The sequence below is a fragment of the Nocardiopsis sp. FIRDI 009 genome (assembly GCF_003386285.1).
GTDB lineage: Bacteria > Actinomycetota > Actinomycetes > Streptosporangiales > Streptosporangiaceae > Nocardiopsis.
Genome location: NZ_QPNC01000009.1, coordinates 296,651 through 311,319 on the forward strand (window position 1 = coordinate 296,651; position 14,669 = coordinate 311,319).

General features: G+C 70.5%; 14 protein-coding genes. 8 read left to right on the forward strand and 6 right to left on the reverse strand.

Going from position 1 to position 14,669, the window contains the following annotated elements; all coding sequences use genetic code 11:
* Nucleotides 1-121: 121 nt before the first annotated feature.
* Nucleotides 122-3,685 carry a DNA polymerase III subunit alpha gene (gene dnaE, locus DVR05_RS08070; RefSeq protein ID WP_116245191.1) on the forward strand — a complete coding sequence of 1,188 codons (3,564 nt, stop codon included), beginning with the start codon at nucleotides 122-124 and terminating at the stop codon, nucleotides 3,683-3,685.
* A gap of 199 nt (nucleotides 3,686-3,884) precedes the next feature.
* Nucleotides 3,885-4,709 carry a PadR family transcriptional regulator gene (locus DVR05_RS08075; RefSeq protein ID WP_116245192.1) on the forward strand — a complete coding sequence of 275 codons (825 nt, stop codon included), beginning with the start codon at nucleotides 3,885-3,887 and terminating at the stop codon, nucleotides 4,707-4,709.
* A 67-nt stretch (nucleotides 4,710-4,776) separates the two neighbouring features.
* On the opposite strand, the gene DVR05_RS08080 is transcribed toward DVR05_RS08075, so the two are convergent.
* Nucleotides 4,777-5,064 carry a hypothetical protein gene (locus DVR05_RS08080; RefSeq protein WP_116245193.1) on the reverse strand — a complete coding sequence of 96 codons (288 nt, stop codon included), beginning with the start codon at nucleotides 5,062-5,064 and terminating at the stop codon, nucleotides 4,777-4,779.
* Nucleotides 5,065-5,171: 107 nt separating this feature from the next.
* Here DVR05_RS08080 and DVR05_RS08085 point away from each other — a divergent pair, with 107 nt between their 5' ends.
* The gene (locus tag DVR05_RS08085; protein ID WP_116245194.1) at nucleotides 5,172-5,714 is read left to right on the forward strand and encodes an ABATE domain-containing protein; all 543 of its coding nucleotides are present in this window, start codon (nucleotides 5,172-5,174) and stop codon (nucleotides 5,712-5,714) included.
* A 15-nt stretch (nucleotides 5,715-5,729) separates the two neighbouring features.
* Here the strand turns inward: DVR05_RS08085 and DVR05_RS08090 are convergent, their stop codons facing one another.
* Nucleotides 5,730-6,269, reverse strand: coding sequence for a DinB family protein (locus tag DVR05_RS08090; protein WP_116245195.1), 540 nt, complete (start codon nucleotides 6,267-6,269; stop codon nucleotides 5,730-5,732).
* A gap of 78 nt (nucleotides 6,270-6,347) precedes the next feature.
* Between DVR05_RS08090 and DVR05_RS08095 the strand changes: the two genes are divergently transcribed.
* Nucleotides 6,348-7,004: a hypothetical protein gene (locus DVR05_RS08095; protein ID WP_116245196.1), complete on the forward strand. Its 657-nt coding sequence runs from the start codon at nucleotides 6,348-6,350 to the stop codon at nucleotides 7,002-7,004.
* A gap of 9 nt (nucleotides 7,005-7,013) precedes the next feature.
* On the opposite strand, the gene DVR05_RS08100 is transcribed toward DVR05_RS08095, so the two are convergent.
* The 4 genes from DVR05_RS08100 to DVR05_RS08115 all read right to left on the reverse strand — a co-directional run bounded on the left by DVR05_RS08100 (nucleotide 7,014) and on the right by DVR05_RS08115 (nucleotide 11,051).
* Entirely contained in the window at nucleotides 7,014-8,882 is a 1,869-nt protein-coding gene (locus DVR05_RS08100; RefSeq protein ID WP_116245197.1) for a long-chain fatty acid--CoA ligase, read from the reverse strand.
* A 117-nt stretch (nucleotides 8,883-8,999) separates the two neighbouring features.
* The gene (gene ybaK, locus DVR05_RS08105) at nucleotides 9,000-9,485 is read right to left on the reverse strand and encodes a Cys-tRNA(Pro) deacylase (protein ID WP_232832031.1); all 486 of its coding nucleotides are present in this window, start codon (nucleotides 9,483-9,485) and stop codon (nucleotides 9,000-9,002) included.
* Nucleotides 9,486-9,585: 100 nt separating this feature from the next.
* Nucleotides 9,586-10,362: an LON peptidase substrate-binding domain-containing protein gene (locus DVR05_RS08110; RefSeq protein WP_116245199.1), complete on the reverse strand. Its 777-nt coding sequence runs from the start codon at nucleotides 10,360-10,362 to the stop codon at nucleotides 9,586-9,588.
* A 128-nt stretch (nucleotides 10,363-10,490) separates the two neighbouring features.
* Entirely contained in the window at nucleotides 10,491-11,051 is a 561-nt protein-coding gene (locus tag DVR05_RS08115) for a ferritin (RefSeq protein WP_116245200.1), read from the reverse strand.
* A gap of 249 nt (nucleotides 11,052-11,300) precedes the next feature.
* Here DVR05_RS08115 and hisD point away from each other — a divergent pair, with 249 nt between their 5' ends.
* The 4 genes from hisD to DVR05_RS26965 all read left to right on the forward strand — a co-directional run bounded on the left by hisD (nucleotide 11,301) and on the right by DVR05_RS26965 (nucleotide 14,585).
* Nucleotides 11,301-12,602, forward strand: a complete 1,302-nt coding sequence (gene hisD, locus DVR05_RS08120) for a histidinol dehydrogenase (RefSeq protein ID WP_116245201.1) — start codon at nucleotides 11,301-11,303, stop codon at nucleotides 12,600-12,602.
* A gap of 38 nt (nucleotides 12,603-12,640) precedes the next feature.
* Nucleotides 12,641-13,723, forward strand: coding sequence for a histidinol-phosphate transaminase (locus DVR05_RS08125; protein WP_116245202.1), 1,083 nt, complete (start codon nucleotides 12,641-12,643; stop codon nucleotides 13,721-13,723).
* 106 nt (nucleotides 13,724-13,829) lie between these two features.
* Complete coding sequence (hisB, locus tag DVR05_RS08130; RefSeq protein WP_116245203.1) at nucleotides 13,830-14,423, forward strand: imidazoleglycerol-phosphate dehydratase HisB; 594 nt, start codon at nucleotides 13,830-13,832, stop codon at nucleotides 14,421-14,423.
* Nucleotides 14,424-14,585, forward strand: coding sequence for a hypothetical protein (locus DVR05_RS26965; RefSeq protein WP_198659086.1), 162 nt, complete (start codon nucleotides 14,424-14,426; stop codon nucleotides 14,583-14,585).
* The last annotated feature ends 84 nt before the right edge of the window (nucleotides 14,586-14,669 follow it).

Below are 14,669 nucleotides of genomic sequence, written 5' to 3' on the forward strand. Positions count from 1 at the left end.
GTCCCGCGCTGATCAGTGGGGGACCCGTTTCGGTTGTCCACAGGGGGCCGCGAGAGTCGTGGGAAAGTCGTAGGCTCAGGAGCATCACCCGTCCGTCGACCCTCCTGGGGGCACCCGAGCCATGGCTGACTCCTTCACCCATCTGCACGTCCACACCGAGTACTCGATGCTGGACGGCGCCGCGAAACTCAAGCCCCTGTACAAGGAGGCCGCGCGGTTGGGCATGCCGGCGGTCGCCATGACCGACCACGGCAACATGTTCGGGGCCTACGAGTTCTTCCAGCAGTCCAAGGGCACCGGGGTCAAGCCCATCATCGGGATCGAGGCCTACGTCGCCCCGGAGTCCCGCTTCCACAAGAAGCGCGTCTTCTGGGGCCGGGCCAGCGGCTCCGACGACGTCGCGGCCGAGGGCGGCAAGGACATCTCCGGTGGCGGCCGCTACCTGCACATGACGATGCTCGCGGAGAACGAGACCGGGCTGCGCAACCTGTTCAAGATGTCCTCCCTCGCCTCCATCGAGGGCTACTACATGAAGCCCCGCATGGACCTGGAGCTCATGGCCGAGCACAGCGAGGGCATCATCGTCAGCACCGGCTGCCCCTCCGGCGGTGTGCAGACCCGTCTGCGCCTGGGCCAGGAGAAGGAGGCGATCGAGTACGCCGCCAAGCTCCAGGACATCTTCGGCCGCGAGAACGTCTTCCTGGAACTGATGGACCACGGCGTGGACATCGAGAAGGAGGTCCGCGACGGCCTGCTCAAGGTCGGTCGGGAGCTGAACATCCCGCCACTGGTCACCAACGACTCCCACTACGTCTACGAGAGCCAGGCCGCCGCGCACGACGCCCTGCTGGCCGTGGGTGTGGGCAAGAACCTGGACGACCCCACCCGGTTCCGTTTCAACGGGTCGGGCTACTACCTCAAGAGCGCCGACGAGATGCGCGGCATCCTCGACTTCGACGAGTGGGCCCAGGGGTGCAAGAACACCCTGCTCATCGCCGAGCGCATCGCACCGGACGCCTATGACTCGGTGTTCGCGCACCGCGACCTGATGCCCGCCTTCCCCATCCCCGAGGGGGAGACCGAATCCTCCTGGCTGGCCAAGGAGGTCGAGAAGGGACTCCACAACCGCTACCCCGACGGTCCGACCGAGGAAGCGCGCCGGAGGGTCGAGTACGAACTCGGCATCATCAACGAGATGGGTTTCCCGGCCTACTTCCTGGTGGTCGCCGACATCTGTCAGCACGCGCGCAAGACGGGGATCGCGCTGGGGCCGGGCCGTGGTTCGGCGGCGGGCTCGATGGTCGCCTACGTCCTGGGCATCACCGACCTGAACCCCCTGGAACACGGTCTGCTGTTCGAGCGGTTCCTCAACCCCGAACGCGTCTCCATGCCCGATATCGACCTCGACTTCGACGAGCGTCGGCGCGCCGAGATGATCGACTACGTCACGGATCTGTACGGCGAGGAGCGCGTCGCCCAGATCCTCACCTTCGGCACCATCAAGGCCAAGGCCGCGATCAAGGACTCCACCCGCATCCTCGGCATGCCCTACTCCACCGGTGACCAGATCACCAAGGCGTTCCCGGCTCCGGTCGGCGGCAACGAGATTCCGCTCGACGCCGTGTACAACACCGAGCACGAGCGCTACCCGGAGACCACCGAGCTGCGCAGCCTCATCGACAACGACCCCCAGGTCGCCAAGGTCATGGAGACCGCTCGGGGCATCGAGGGTCTGACCCGCGGCACCGGCGTGCACGCGGCGGGCGTCATCCTGTCACGGGACCCGCTGCTCGATGTCATCCCGGTGCACAAGCGCGACACCGACGGCGCCATCATCACCGGCTTTCCCTACCCTCAGTGCGAGGACATGGGTCTGCTCAAGATGGACTTCCTGGGTCTGCGCAACCTCACGATCATGGACGACGCGGTCAAGAGCATCAAGGAGTCCGAGGGCGTCGACATCGATCTGGGGCAGGTCCCCCTGGACGACAAGAAGACCTTCGACCTCCTCTCGCGCGGCGACACCCTGGGCGTGTTCCAGTTGGACGGCGGCGCGATGCGCAACCTGCTGCGCCGGATGGAGCCGAAGCAGTTCGGTGACCTGACCGCCGTGATCTCCCTGTACCGACCCGGTCCGATGGCGGCCAACGCGCACAACGACTACGCCGACCGGTCGAACGGGCGCCAGGAGATCACCCCGATCCACCCGGAGCTCAAGGACGCCCTGGACCCGATTCTGGGAGAGACGTACCACCTGATCGTCTACCAGGAGCAGATCATGGCCATCGCCCAGCAGTTGGCCGGGTACACGCTGGGCGGCGCCGACCTGATGCGTCGCGCCATGGGCAAGAAGAAGAAGGAGGCCCTGGAGGCGGAGGAGGCCAAGTTCTTCCCCGGCGCGGCCGAACGCGGATTCTCCAAGGAGGCCACCCAGGCCCTGTGGGACGTCATGCTCCCCTTCGCCGGGTACGCGTTCAACAAGTCGCACGCCGCCGGGTACGCCCTCGTCGCGTACTGGACCGCCTACCTCAAGGCCAACTACCCCGCCGCGTACATGGCGGCGCTGCTCACCTCGGTCAGTGACGACAAGGACAAGATGGCCGTCTACCTGGCCGAGTGCCGGGCCCAGGGCATCAAGGTCCTCCCGCCGGACGTCAACGACTCCGGTCTGCGCTTCACCCCGGTCGGCCGGGACATCCGCTTCGGTATGGGCGCGGTCCGCAACGTCGGCGCCAACGTCGTCAACTCCATCATCAAGACCCGCAACGAGAAGGGCCGCTACACCTCCTTCACCGACTTCCTGTCCAAGATCGAGCTGGCCGCCTGCAACAAGCGGGTCATCGAGTCCCTGATCAAGGCGGGCGCCTTCGACTCCCTGGGCCAGCCCCGCCGTGAGCTGTACCGTCACCACGAGACGGCGGTCGACGGCATGATCAGCTCCAAGAAACAGGAGGCGCACGGCCAGTTCGACCTGTTCGGCGGCGGTGACGAGGGCGGCGACTCCACACCGATCGGGCTGAACATCCAGTGGGGCGACGAGGAGTGGGACCGTAAGACCAAGCTCGCCTTCGAGCGCGAGATGCTGGGTCTGTACGTGTCCAGTCACCCGCTGGCCGGGGCCGAACGCATCCTGGCCCGCTCGCGCGACACCTCCATCGCCCAGATCGTCGCCGGTGAGCTGAGCCGGGAGCGCGGTGAGGTGCGCATCTCCGGACTGATCTCCAAGGTGGACAAGCGCGTCAACAAGGCGGGCAACCAGTGGGCGATCGCCACGGTGGAGGACCTGGACGCCAGCATGGAGGTCCTGTTCTTCCCCAAGACCTACCCGCTGTACGTCGAGGCCCTGCTGGAGGACACCGCGGTCACCGTCAAGGGCCGTCTGAACGAGCGGGACGGCACCTACTCGATGTTCGCCTCGGAGATGTCGATCCTGGACATCTCGCACGTGTCCGACGGCGAACCGCCCGTCCTGCTGACCGTGGACGAGAAAAGGCTCACCGCGGAACTGGTTGAGGACCTGCGCCAGGTCCTGAACTCCCACAAGGGGGAGACCCCGGTCCGGATCCGGGTGGACAACCCGGTGAAGTCGCGGATCTACGCCGTGGACCGCTACTCGGTGCGGATCTCCCCGGAGTTCAACAGTGAGATGAAGAGCCTGTTGGGGGCGTACGCGGTCGACTACTGACGTCTGAGGGCCCGAGGGGTCCCGTGTGCCGGTTCGCGGCACGCGGGACCCCTTCGTCGTGTCCGGGGCCGCTTCTCGGGGGTCGGGCCCTTGCGTCGGCCGAGTTAGCGATATATCTTTGACCTATCAGAACAAAGAACGACTGTCGTTGAGATAACCAACAGTCGCTTCGTGTCGCTACACCGACGGAGGAGTACCTATGAGTGCCATGGCACTGCCCGGCCCCTGGTCCTGGGAGGGGCGTGGCCGTCGCCCCGTCCGCGGTCCGTGGTTCTGGCGGCCCACCGACACCCCGCGCGGCCACCACGACCACCACCAGGACCACCACGAGGCGTCCGACGAGGGACGCCATCAGCACCCCCGTGCCGAGTTCGGCCCCCGTCCGCCCCACCCGCCCGGCCCTCCCGTCGTGCCGCCGGGACCGCCCTCGCCCTGGGGGGAGTCCCCCTTCCCGCCCGGATTCGGGGGGTTCGGCCCGCACGGCGGCTTCGGCCACGGCCGGGGCCGCCGGGGCGGCCCGCGCGCCCGGCGCGGCGACGTCCGCACCGGCATCCTGCTGCTGCTCGCCGAGGAACCGCGCAGCGGATACGAGATCATCCGCGAGGGCCGTGAGCGCAGCGGCGGCATGTGGCGGCCCAGCCCCGGCTCCGTCTACCCCATACTCCAGCAGCTGGAGGACGAGGGCCTGGTCAGCCAGATCGAGGGGGAGGGGCGCCGCCGCCCCTACCGGCTCACGGAGGAGGGCGTCGCCCACCTGGAGGAGCACGGCGCCGACCTCACCCCGCCCTGGGAGGCGGGGGCCGACGCCCACGCCGACACCCGCTCGCGCTACGAGGAGATCGGCGAGCTCGCCTACCAACTCAGCGCCGCGGCGGCCCAGGTCGCCCAGGCGGGCACCGCCGAGCAGGTGGAACGGGCCAAGCGGCTCCTGAACGAGACCAAGCGGGGTCTGTACCGGATCCTCGCCGAGGACGACGCGGTCACCGACCGACCCGACACCGACGAACCGGACGCCGGACGGTGAGGCGCGACGGGCTCTGACCGGGGGCGCCCGCCGACGGAGCCGTCCTCCGCCGGCGGGCGCCGACGTGTCAGGCGCTGTGCAGGACCTCGGCGTGGCGCATGTCGTGCACGGTGGTGATCTGGCCGAAGAACTCGGCGGCGGCCTCGTCGGAGGGCATCTCCTTCGCGGCGCGCTCCGCGGTCTCACGGGACCCCCACAGGATGACGTCACCGATGCTGCCGTCGTCGTAACGCACCAGCCGCGCGCTGACGAACGCGTCGCCGTAGCGCTCCCTCAGGCGGCGGACGAGCCGGTCGCGGCTGGCGGTCAGCGCATCGGAGTCCCTGGTCTCGAAGTGGACGTACTCAAGCGTCATGGGGCCATCCCGTCTCTGGAGAGCAGACATGTCACGGATTTGTATGTCCAAACCCGTGACGAGAAGGTATCACGGATTCAGGGAGGAGAATCCGGTAGCTTGAGGGGATGACGCTGCGTGAGTTCTACGACATGCCGTGGATCGGCCACGAACACCCCGTCCTCGACCTGACCAACACCATCGTCATCGGCGCCGGTCCCGGACGCGGTGACGTGGACTTCCTCTCCGATCCCGGGCTGACCGCGGCGTGGCGGGAACGGCTCGGGGACCGGGCTCTGGCACGGGAGCCGCTCGGTGCGCTGCGCGCGCTCCGCACTCCGCTGCGGGCCGCGGTGGACGCCAGGGCGAGCGGTGAGGACATCCCGGACCAGGCGCGGGAGAAGCTCAACGCCCTGGCCGCGAACGCCCCCGTGACCATGCGTCTGGGCACCGACGGCGACCTCGTCCACGAGGAGGCGGCCGACGACGCCGGTGCCGCGCTGGCCAGACGGGCGCTCGTGCTGCTGGCGGGGGAGGGGAGGGAGCGGCTGCGCCGTTGCGACGCTCCCAGCTGCGGCATGTACTTCCTGCGTACGCGCAGGGACCAGGCGTGGTGCACGGTGATGTGCGGAAACCGGGCGCGTGCCTCCCGGCGGCGCCCGGTCGCCTGACCACAGGGGGCGGGGCTATTCGCCGGTCACGCCGTCGGCGAGTTCGCGCAGCACGTCCAGATGCCCGTTGTGCCGGGCGGTCTCCTCGATCATGTGCACCAGGACCCAGCGCAGCGTCGTGCGTCCCCGGTGGTCGGGGAGGCCACGGGAGGAGCTGCCCAGCTCCAGACGGGCGGTGATCTCCCGCGAGCGCGCGCACTGGACGTCGTACTCGTCCAGGAGTTCGTCCAACGGCCGATGGGCGCCGATCCGGAACTCCGCGTCGGGATCCTCGGGCGAATACGGTCCGCCATCGGGCTGGTCGAGCATGACCGTCTCGAACCAGAACGCCTCCACCCAGCGCAGGTGCGACACGATGCCGCCCACCGTCATCAGCGGCGATGTCGGCAGTCGGACCGCGCCCACGTGCTCGGGGGAGAGCCCGGCGCACTTGCGGCGCACGGTCGCGCGGTGCCAGTCCAGCCACGACGAGAGCATCGTGCGCTCGTCGGCGGCCATCGGAGGGTCGATGCGGGCGGGTTCGGTCAGGGGCGAGGGGGCGGTGGCGTCACTCATGCGGGTATTCTCCTTCCGGCCCGTGCCCCGCGGCCAGTGTTTTTCCGGGGCGCCGACGGGCCCGGGAGAAGGGGGAACATGACCGGTCACAGTCGTGCGGAAGCGGCGCGCCGCGCGCTTCTCGTGGGCGCGTGCGTCCTGGTCGGCATGGCCCTGATCGGCGCCGCCCTGGGCCCGGTGTGGTGGTTGCTGGCGCCCGAACGCGCGGTGGGCACCGCCCTCGGCGACGGCGGGGTCTTCACCGGCGCCGCGCAGGAGGTCTTCGCGGGGGAGGCGTACTTCGCCCTCATCACGGGGGCCGCGGGGATGGTCACCGGCTACGCCGCCTACATGGTCCAGTTCTCCCTGGCACGCCGCCGGGTCCAGGACCTGCGCCTGGTCTGCCTGGTCGCGGGCGTCCTGGGGGCGGTGGCGGCGGCCGTGCTCACCTGGCAGGTCGGAACCCTGCTCGACGCGCCCCTGCACGCGGCCGCGGCCGCGGCCGAACGCGGGGAGTCCGTCCCCGTCGGCCTCGAACTGCGCGCGACCTCGTTCCTGACGGTCTGGCCCTTCCTCTTCGTCCTCCAGTACGGACTGTTGGACGGGATCAGCGCCCTGCGCTCCGACCAGCCGGGTGTGCTCCCGCCCGGCCCGGAGGCGGGGGCCCCGCGGGACGCGGAGCGCCCGGGGGACCCACGAAGACCGTCCGCGACCAGCGACCCCGGCCGGACCGACACGCAGGACCCCGCTTCCTGAACCCCGGTGTCACAGACTCTGGACGGTCTCCTCGTACATGCCGTCCAGCAGGTCACGGTACTTCTCCTCGATCGCCCGCCGCCGCATCTTGAGACTGGGCGTGATCTCCCCCTCCTCCACCGACAGGTCGTTGGGCAGGATCGCGAAGCGCTTCACGGTCTCGTGCCGGGGCAGGTCCCGGTTCAACGTGTCGATGGCCTCCTGCACGACCTCCCGGACCGCGGGCTCCCTGGTCAGCGCCGTGTAGTCGAGCCCGCCCAGGCCGTTGTCGGCGGCCCACCCGGCGATCGCCTCGGGGTCCAGGGCCACCAGCGCCACGCAGTACGGCCGCCGGTCCCCGTGCACGACCAGGTTGCTCACGTACGGGCACAGCGCCTTGAACCGGCCCTCGATGCCCTGCGGCGCCACGTACTTGCCCCCGGAGGTCTTGATCAGCTCCTTCTTGCGGTCGGTGATGCGCAGCCGCCCGTCCTCCAGGACGCCGATGTCGCCGGTCGCGAACCAGCCGTCCTCCGTCAGCACCGCCTGGGTGGCGCCGGACAGGTTGTGGTAGCCGCGCATCACCCCGCCGCCGCGCAGCATCACCTCACCGTCCTCGGCGATCCTGACCTCGGTACCGGGCAGCGGCCGCCCCACGCTCCCGAACCGCACCTCGCCCGGGCGGTTGACGAAGGTGGCTCCGCTGCTCTCCGTGAGCCCGTACCCCTCCAGGATCGTGATCCCCGCGCCGTAGAAGAACCGGCCGATCTCCGGTGCCAGGGGCGCGCTGCCGGAGACGAAGAACCGGAGCCGCCCACCGAACCGCTCCCGCAGCTTGGCGAACACCAGCCGGTCGGCGACACGGTGCTGCACGGCCAGCACGCCACCGGGTTCGCGCCCCCGCTCGCGCTCACGCGCGACCCGGTCGGCCACGCCCGCCGCCCACCGGAAGATCCGGTACCGCACCGCGCCGCCCTCCCGGGCCTGCATCACCACCCGGTTGTACACCTTCTCGAAGATGCGCGGCGCCGCCGCCATGAACGTCGGCCGGACCACGGCCAGGTTGTCCACGATCCGGTCCATGCGCCCGTCCACCGCCGTCCGGTAACCGATGCGCAACTGCCCCACCTGGATGACCTTGCCGAACACGTGCGCCAGCGGCAGCCACAGGTACTGCACGTCGTCACCGGTCAGCAGCGCCCGCCCCTGCGCGCGCAGCTCCTGGTCGAGGGTGTGCAGGGCCTCGGCCTCGTACAGCCAGTTGGCGTGGTCGAGGCGCACCCCCTTGGGCCTGCCCGTGGTGCCGGAGGTGTAGATGAGGGTGGCCAGGTGTTCGGGGCGCACCCGCGCCACCAGCTCCTCGAACAGGCCGGGCCGCTCGGCGGCCAGCCGCGCGCCGCGCGCCTCCAGGTCGGCGAGCGAGATCACCCACTCGTCGTCACCCCCGGCCTCGCCCTCGAAGGCGATCACCCGGGACAGACCGGGCATCCGGGCGCGCTGCTGGAGCAGCTTGTCCACCTGTTCGTCGTTCTCGGCGAAGGCGACCATGCTGCCGGAGTCGGAGACGATGTAGGCGCAGTCGGGCGGGGTGCACGAGGGGTAGATGGTCGTCGTGGCCCCTCCCGCGCACAGCACGCCGAGGTCGGCCAGGATCCACTCGATCCTGGTGCTCGCCGCGATCGCGCACCGGGCCTGGGAGGTCACTCCGAGCGAGTGCAGTCCCAGGGCGATGTCGCGGACACGGTCACGGGTCTGGGTCCAGGTCAGCTCGGCCCAGGTCTCACCGTCGCCGGACGGGTCCGGGACGGGGTGGGTGAAGGCCACCGCGTCGCCGGATTCGGCGACGCGGGCGGTGAACATGGCGGCGATCGAGGGAAAGGGGGATGAACTGTTGTTCATGTCACAACGCTACCCCCGGGTAGGGGGACCGGCAATGACCCGCGACCGACTGTGCGCGGAAGCACCGGCCCCTGTGGCACGGGGGATGCGCGGCCGTGCCCGACGTCACGCCCCCGCTCAGGGGGCGCCGATCGGAGCGGTGACCGCCTCCGTCAGCCGGATCAGGTCCCGGGGCGCCAGCTCCATCTGGAGCCCGCGCCGACCCGCCGAGACGTAGACCGACGCCAGCTCCGTCACCGACGCGTCGATCACCGTCCGCAACCGTTTGCGCTGCCCCAACGGGCTGATGCCCCCGCGCACGTACCCGGTGACCTTCTCGGCCCGGGCCGGGTCCGCCATCGTCGCCCGCTTCCCCCCGACCGCGGCGGCCAGCGCCTTGAGGTCCAGCGACGTGCTCACCGGCACCACCCCGACCGTGAACACCCCGTCCACCTCGGCGATCAGTGTCTTGAGGACCCGTTCGTGCGGGACCCCCAGCGCGTCGGCGGCGTCGGTGCCGTAGGAGTGCCCGTCCGCGCCGCCCCCCACCTCGTAGGGGTGCAGGGTGTAGGCGGTCTTGGCCCGCCCCGCGGCCACGGTCGCGGGTGTGCCCCTTCCACTCATGCCGGGGATCTCCTCAACTCTCACGCGGTCACGGACACGGGCATCGGACACGCGTCGCGCGCGGCGACCGCGCCGGCCCGCACCAGCAGGTTAACGCCGTCTAGTTGAAGGAGACGCCGTTGTTCAGGAAGGGGCCGGCGGGCAGGTTGGGGAGAGTGGGAGCGGCCACGATCCGGTTCTCCCGGCGCAGGAACCGCGCGGCCACCGCCAGGCGGGTGGCGGCGTCCTCCGCCTCCAGCAGCCGCTGCTTCTCCGCCTGGTCCAGCACCACCGACGCCGCCACCCTGTAGGACAGCGCGATCGGGTCCTTCGGCAGCTCGGGGTGGGTCTCCGGCGCCATCCCGATGTCGGCCAGGCGTTGGCAGTACGTGTCGTACAGGTCCCGGACCCGTTCGGCGTGCTCCTCGGCGTCCGGGCCCACCGGTTCGGGCAGGAACGACACCGACGCGGTCGAGTACTCGTCCGGTGAGGAGGGGTCGACCTCGGACAGGTCGGTGACGGTGAACCGGGCCCCGCCCTCGACGACCAGGTCGTAGCGCCCGTCCTCGTAGGTGCGCACGTCCCGCACGACCGCGGTGCACCCCGTCCCGCTCACCCTCGGCAGGGACACCTCGCTCCGGCCGGTCGTGGGCACGCCCGTGTCGGCGCCGCCCGACCCCTGGCCGGACTCGCTGGCCACCTCGTGACCGAGTTCGATCCACACCACGCCGAAGCGGTGCGGGCCGCTCCGGTGCGTCGCACCCTCACCCCCGGTCAGGGTGGGGCCCAGGAGTTCGGAGACGAGGCGGCGGTAGCGCCGCTCGAACACGTGCAGGGGAACGCTCATACCGGGGAACAGGACGGTGTTGAGCGGAAAGATCGGCAGTGCCACGGGCATGGTTCCAGTATGCCCGCGGAGGCCGCGCACGGCACGGCCCGGGCGGCGTCCGGCCTCCCCTCAGGACCGGACGTCCGCACCCGGGCCGCCTGGAGCGGGTCCCTCCCGTCACCGGGACGGACCCGAGGTCAGGACACCGACGGGCCCGCCGTCTCCGGCGCGTCCTGGCTGCCGTGGTCCTCGCTGGGCATGTCGCGCGCCACGAACGTCTCCACGTCGAAGAGGTTGCCGTCGGCGCGGTCGACCACGTTGAGGAGGGTCGACATCTTGGCGACCTCCTCCGTCTGCTCCTGCACGAACCACTGGAGGAACTGCTCGCCCGCGTAGTCGTCCTCGTCACGGGCGACCTTGGCCAGGCGGTGGATCTGGTCGGTCACCTCGCGCTCCTGGCGCAGGGCCAGCGCCACCAGATCGCGCGCGGTGTTGAAATCGGTCTCGATCTCGTCCACTGAGGGAAAGACGAAGTCCACGTCGCTGTCGATGAGGTACCGCACGATCATCTGCGCGTGGTCGCGTTCCTCCAGCGACTGTTCGTAGAAGACACGCGCCAACTGCGGCAGGTCCCGGGAGTCGAACCATGTCGCGATGGCGACGTACTGGTGCGACGCGGTGTACTCGTGCCGCACCTGGTCAACCAGGAGTCGGTGGAACTTGGAAAGGCCGCTGTCGCCGCTCTTGCTCGAAGTCATGACATCACGATAACGCATTCAAAAGCATTATGCGATACGTCGAAAAACGTGTCGGAATTTGTTAGGCAAGCCTTTCTGAAGTCAACTGAGGTTAGGTATTCCAAACTAAGGCGAAGCTTATCGGGAGCATTTGCGGCGGACTGTTCGGCGATGCCCCCGAACGCCGCGACGCGCCGGAGGCGCACGCGTGCTGTCCAACATGCGGACACGACACCCTCGGTCACGGGGGAAGCGCCCTAGACTGGGGCCGTGATCAGTCGAATCGACCTCCGAGGCACCCAAGGCGACCCCCGCGAAGCGCTCCCGCGCGCGGAACTGGACGTGGCGGACGCGGCCGAACGCGTACGCCCCCTGTGCGAGGACGTGCGCCATCGCGGAACCGAGGCGCTGATCGAACTCACCGAACGCTTCGACGGCGTCCGCCTCACCGACATCCGGGTCCCACGCGAGGCGATCGACGCCGCCCTGGCCGACCTCGACCCCGCCGTGCGCGCCGCGCTGGAGGAGTCCATCCGCCGCGCCCGCAAGGTTCACCGCGACCAGCGCCGCACCGACCACACCACCCGGGTCGTCCCCGGCGGCACCGTCACCGAGAGGTGGATCCCGGTCGGCCGCGTCGGCCTCTACGTGCCCGGCGGCCGCGCCGTGTACCCCTCCAGCGTCATCATGAACGTCGTCCCCGCCCAGGAGGCGGGCGTGACGTCCCTCGCCGTCACCTCACCGCCCCAGCGCGAGTTCGGCGGGCTGCCCCACCCGACCATCCTCGCCGCCTGCGCCCTGCTCGGCGTCGACGAGGTCTACGCGGTCGGCGGCGCCCAGGCCGTGGCCATGTTCGCCCACGGCGCGGGCGAGTGCGCGCGCGCCGACATGGTCACCGGCCCCGGCAACATCTGGGTGGCCGCCGCCAAGCGCCTGCTCAAGGGCGTCATCGGCATCGACGCCGAGGCCGGGCCCACCGAGATCGCCATCCTGGCCGACGCCACGGCCAACGCCGACTACGTCGCCGCCGACCTCATCAGCCAGGCCGAGCACGACGTCGTCGCCGCCTCCGTGCTGGTCACCCCGGACGAGGCCCTGGCCGACGCCGTCACCGAGCGGCTCGCCGTACGCGTCCCCGCGACCAAGCACGCCGACCGCGTCCGAGAGGCCCTCGGCGGACCCCAGTCCGGCATCGTCCTGGTCGACGACGTCGAGCACGGCCTCGCCGTCGTGGACGCCTACGCGGCCGAGCACCTGGAGATCATGACCGCCGACGCCGCCGACGTCGCCGCCCGCGTGCGCAACGCCGGGGCGATCTTCGTCGGCGACCACTCCCCGGTCTCGCTCGGCGACTACGCCGCCGGATCCAACCACGTCCTGCCCACCGGCGGGTGCGCCTGCCACAGCGGCGGACTGAGCGTCCAGACCTTCCTGCGCGGTGTGCACGTCGTCTCCTACGACGCCGACGCGCTGGCCGAGGTCGCCCATCACGTCGTCACCCTGGCCAACGCCGAGGACCTGCCCGCGCACGGTGAGGCGATCACCGCGCGCACCGGCGACGGCGCGACCTGAGCCCGACGGACGACCCGACACACCAAGAGCGTGCAACCGTGAGCCTCACACCGAACGACCTGCCCCTCCGCGACGACCTGCGCGGCCAGTCGCCCTACGGCGCCCCGCAGCTGGACGTGGACGTGGCACTCAACACCAACGAGAACCCCTACCCGCCCTCGCCGCGCCTGGCCAAGGCCCTGTCCGAGGTCGTCGCCGACACCGCGCTGGGCCTCAACCGCTACCCCGACCGCAACGCCGTGTACCTGCGCGAGCGGCTCGCCGACTACCTCGGCCACGGGCTGGGCGCGGACCGGGTCTGGGCGGCCAACGGCTCCAACGAGATCCTCCAGCAGATCCTCCAGGCCTTCGGCGGCCCCGGACGCACCGCGATGGGCTTCGAGCCCTCCTACGCCATGCACCCGGTCATCTCGCGCGGCACCAACACCGGGTGGGTGTCCGTGCCCCGCGACGACCGCTTCCGCGTCGACGTCGACGCCGCCCTGGCCGCGATCGCCGAGCACCGGCCCAGCGTCGTGTTCCTCACCTCGCCCAACAACCCCACCGGCACCGCCCTCGACATCGCCGACATCCGGCGGATCGCCGAGGCCGCCCCCGGTGTGGTCGTCGTCGACGAGGCCTACGCCGAGTTCCGCCGCGAGGGCACACCCAGCGCCCTGACCCTGCTGCCGGAACACCCCCGGCTCGTCGTCTCGCGCACCATGTCCAAGGCGTTCGCCCTGGCCGGAGCCCGCGTCGGCTACCTCGCCGCCCACCCGGCCGTGGTCGACGCCCTTCAACTGGTCCGCCTGCCCTACCACCTGTCCGCCGTCACCCAGGCGGTCGCCACCACCGCGCTCGACCACGCCGACGAACTCCTCGCCGCCGTCGCCGACCTGCGCGCCGAACGCGACCGCCTCGTCGACTGGCTGCGCGAGCAGGGCTTGTCCGTCGCCGACTCCGACGCCAACTTCGTCATGTTCGGCGAGTTCGAGGACCGCACCGGGGTCTGGAACGCCATGCTCGACCAACGGGTCCTCATCCGCGAGGTCGGCCCGCCCGGATGGCTGCGCGTCACCGTCGGCACCCCCGACGAGATGGCCGCCTTCCGCCGCGCCCTGCTCCAGGCCACCGGCCGCTGAGTCCACCCGCCGCCCACCGTCGCCGTGGACGCCGTCCGTCGGGGGCTTCCACCCCCGGCGGACGGCCTCGGGCCACAGCCGTCCACCCACCACCGAGAGAGTCACCATGAGCCGCACCGGACGCGTCGAACGCACCACCAAGGAAACCAAGGTCCTGGTCGAGATCGACCTCGACGGCACCGGCGTCGCCGACGTCTCCACCGGCGTCGGGTTCTTCGACCACATGCTCGACCAGCTCGCCAAGCACGGCCTGTTCGACCTCACCGTGCGCACCGAGGGCGACCTGCACATCGACTCCCACCACACCATGGAGGACACCGCGCTCGCCCTGGGCGCCGCCTTCCGCGAGGCACTGGGCGACAAGCGCGGCATCCGCCGCTTCGCCGACGCCAAGGTGCCCCTGGACGAGGCCCTGGCCGAGGTGACCGTCGACGTGTCCGGCCGCCCCTACCTCGTGCACAGCGAACCCGAGGGCATGGCGCCGATCATCGGCCGCGACTACGACACGACCATGACCCGCCACATCCTGGAGTCGTTCGTGGCCCAGGCGCGCGTGGCCCTGCACGTCCACGTGCCCTACGGCCGCAACGCCCACCACATCGTCGAGTGCCAGTTCAAGGCCCTGGCCCGAGCCCTGCGCACCGCCACCGAGAGCGACCCGCGCGTCACCGACATCCCGTCCACCAAGGGCGCCCTGTAGATGGACACCGACCTGTGGGCGCTGTTCCTCGTCGTCCTGGGCGGTTTCCTCATCGGGGGCGCCTACTCCCTGTGGAAGGTCAACCGGATCGTCGCCGTCGCACTGGGCGCGTGCGCGGCCCTCGCCGTGGCCTCCGGGGTGCTCCGGTTGGGCTACTTTTAGGGCGTGTGTGGCGGACACTCGCCCTGCTGCGCGACGCCCCAGCACAACTCTCGCGGCGTTCTCGTCAGTCGACAGGACACCACC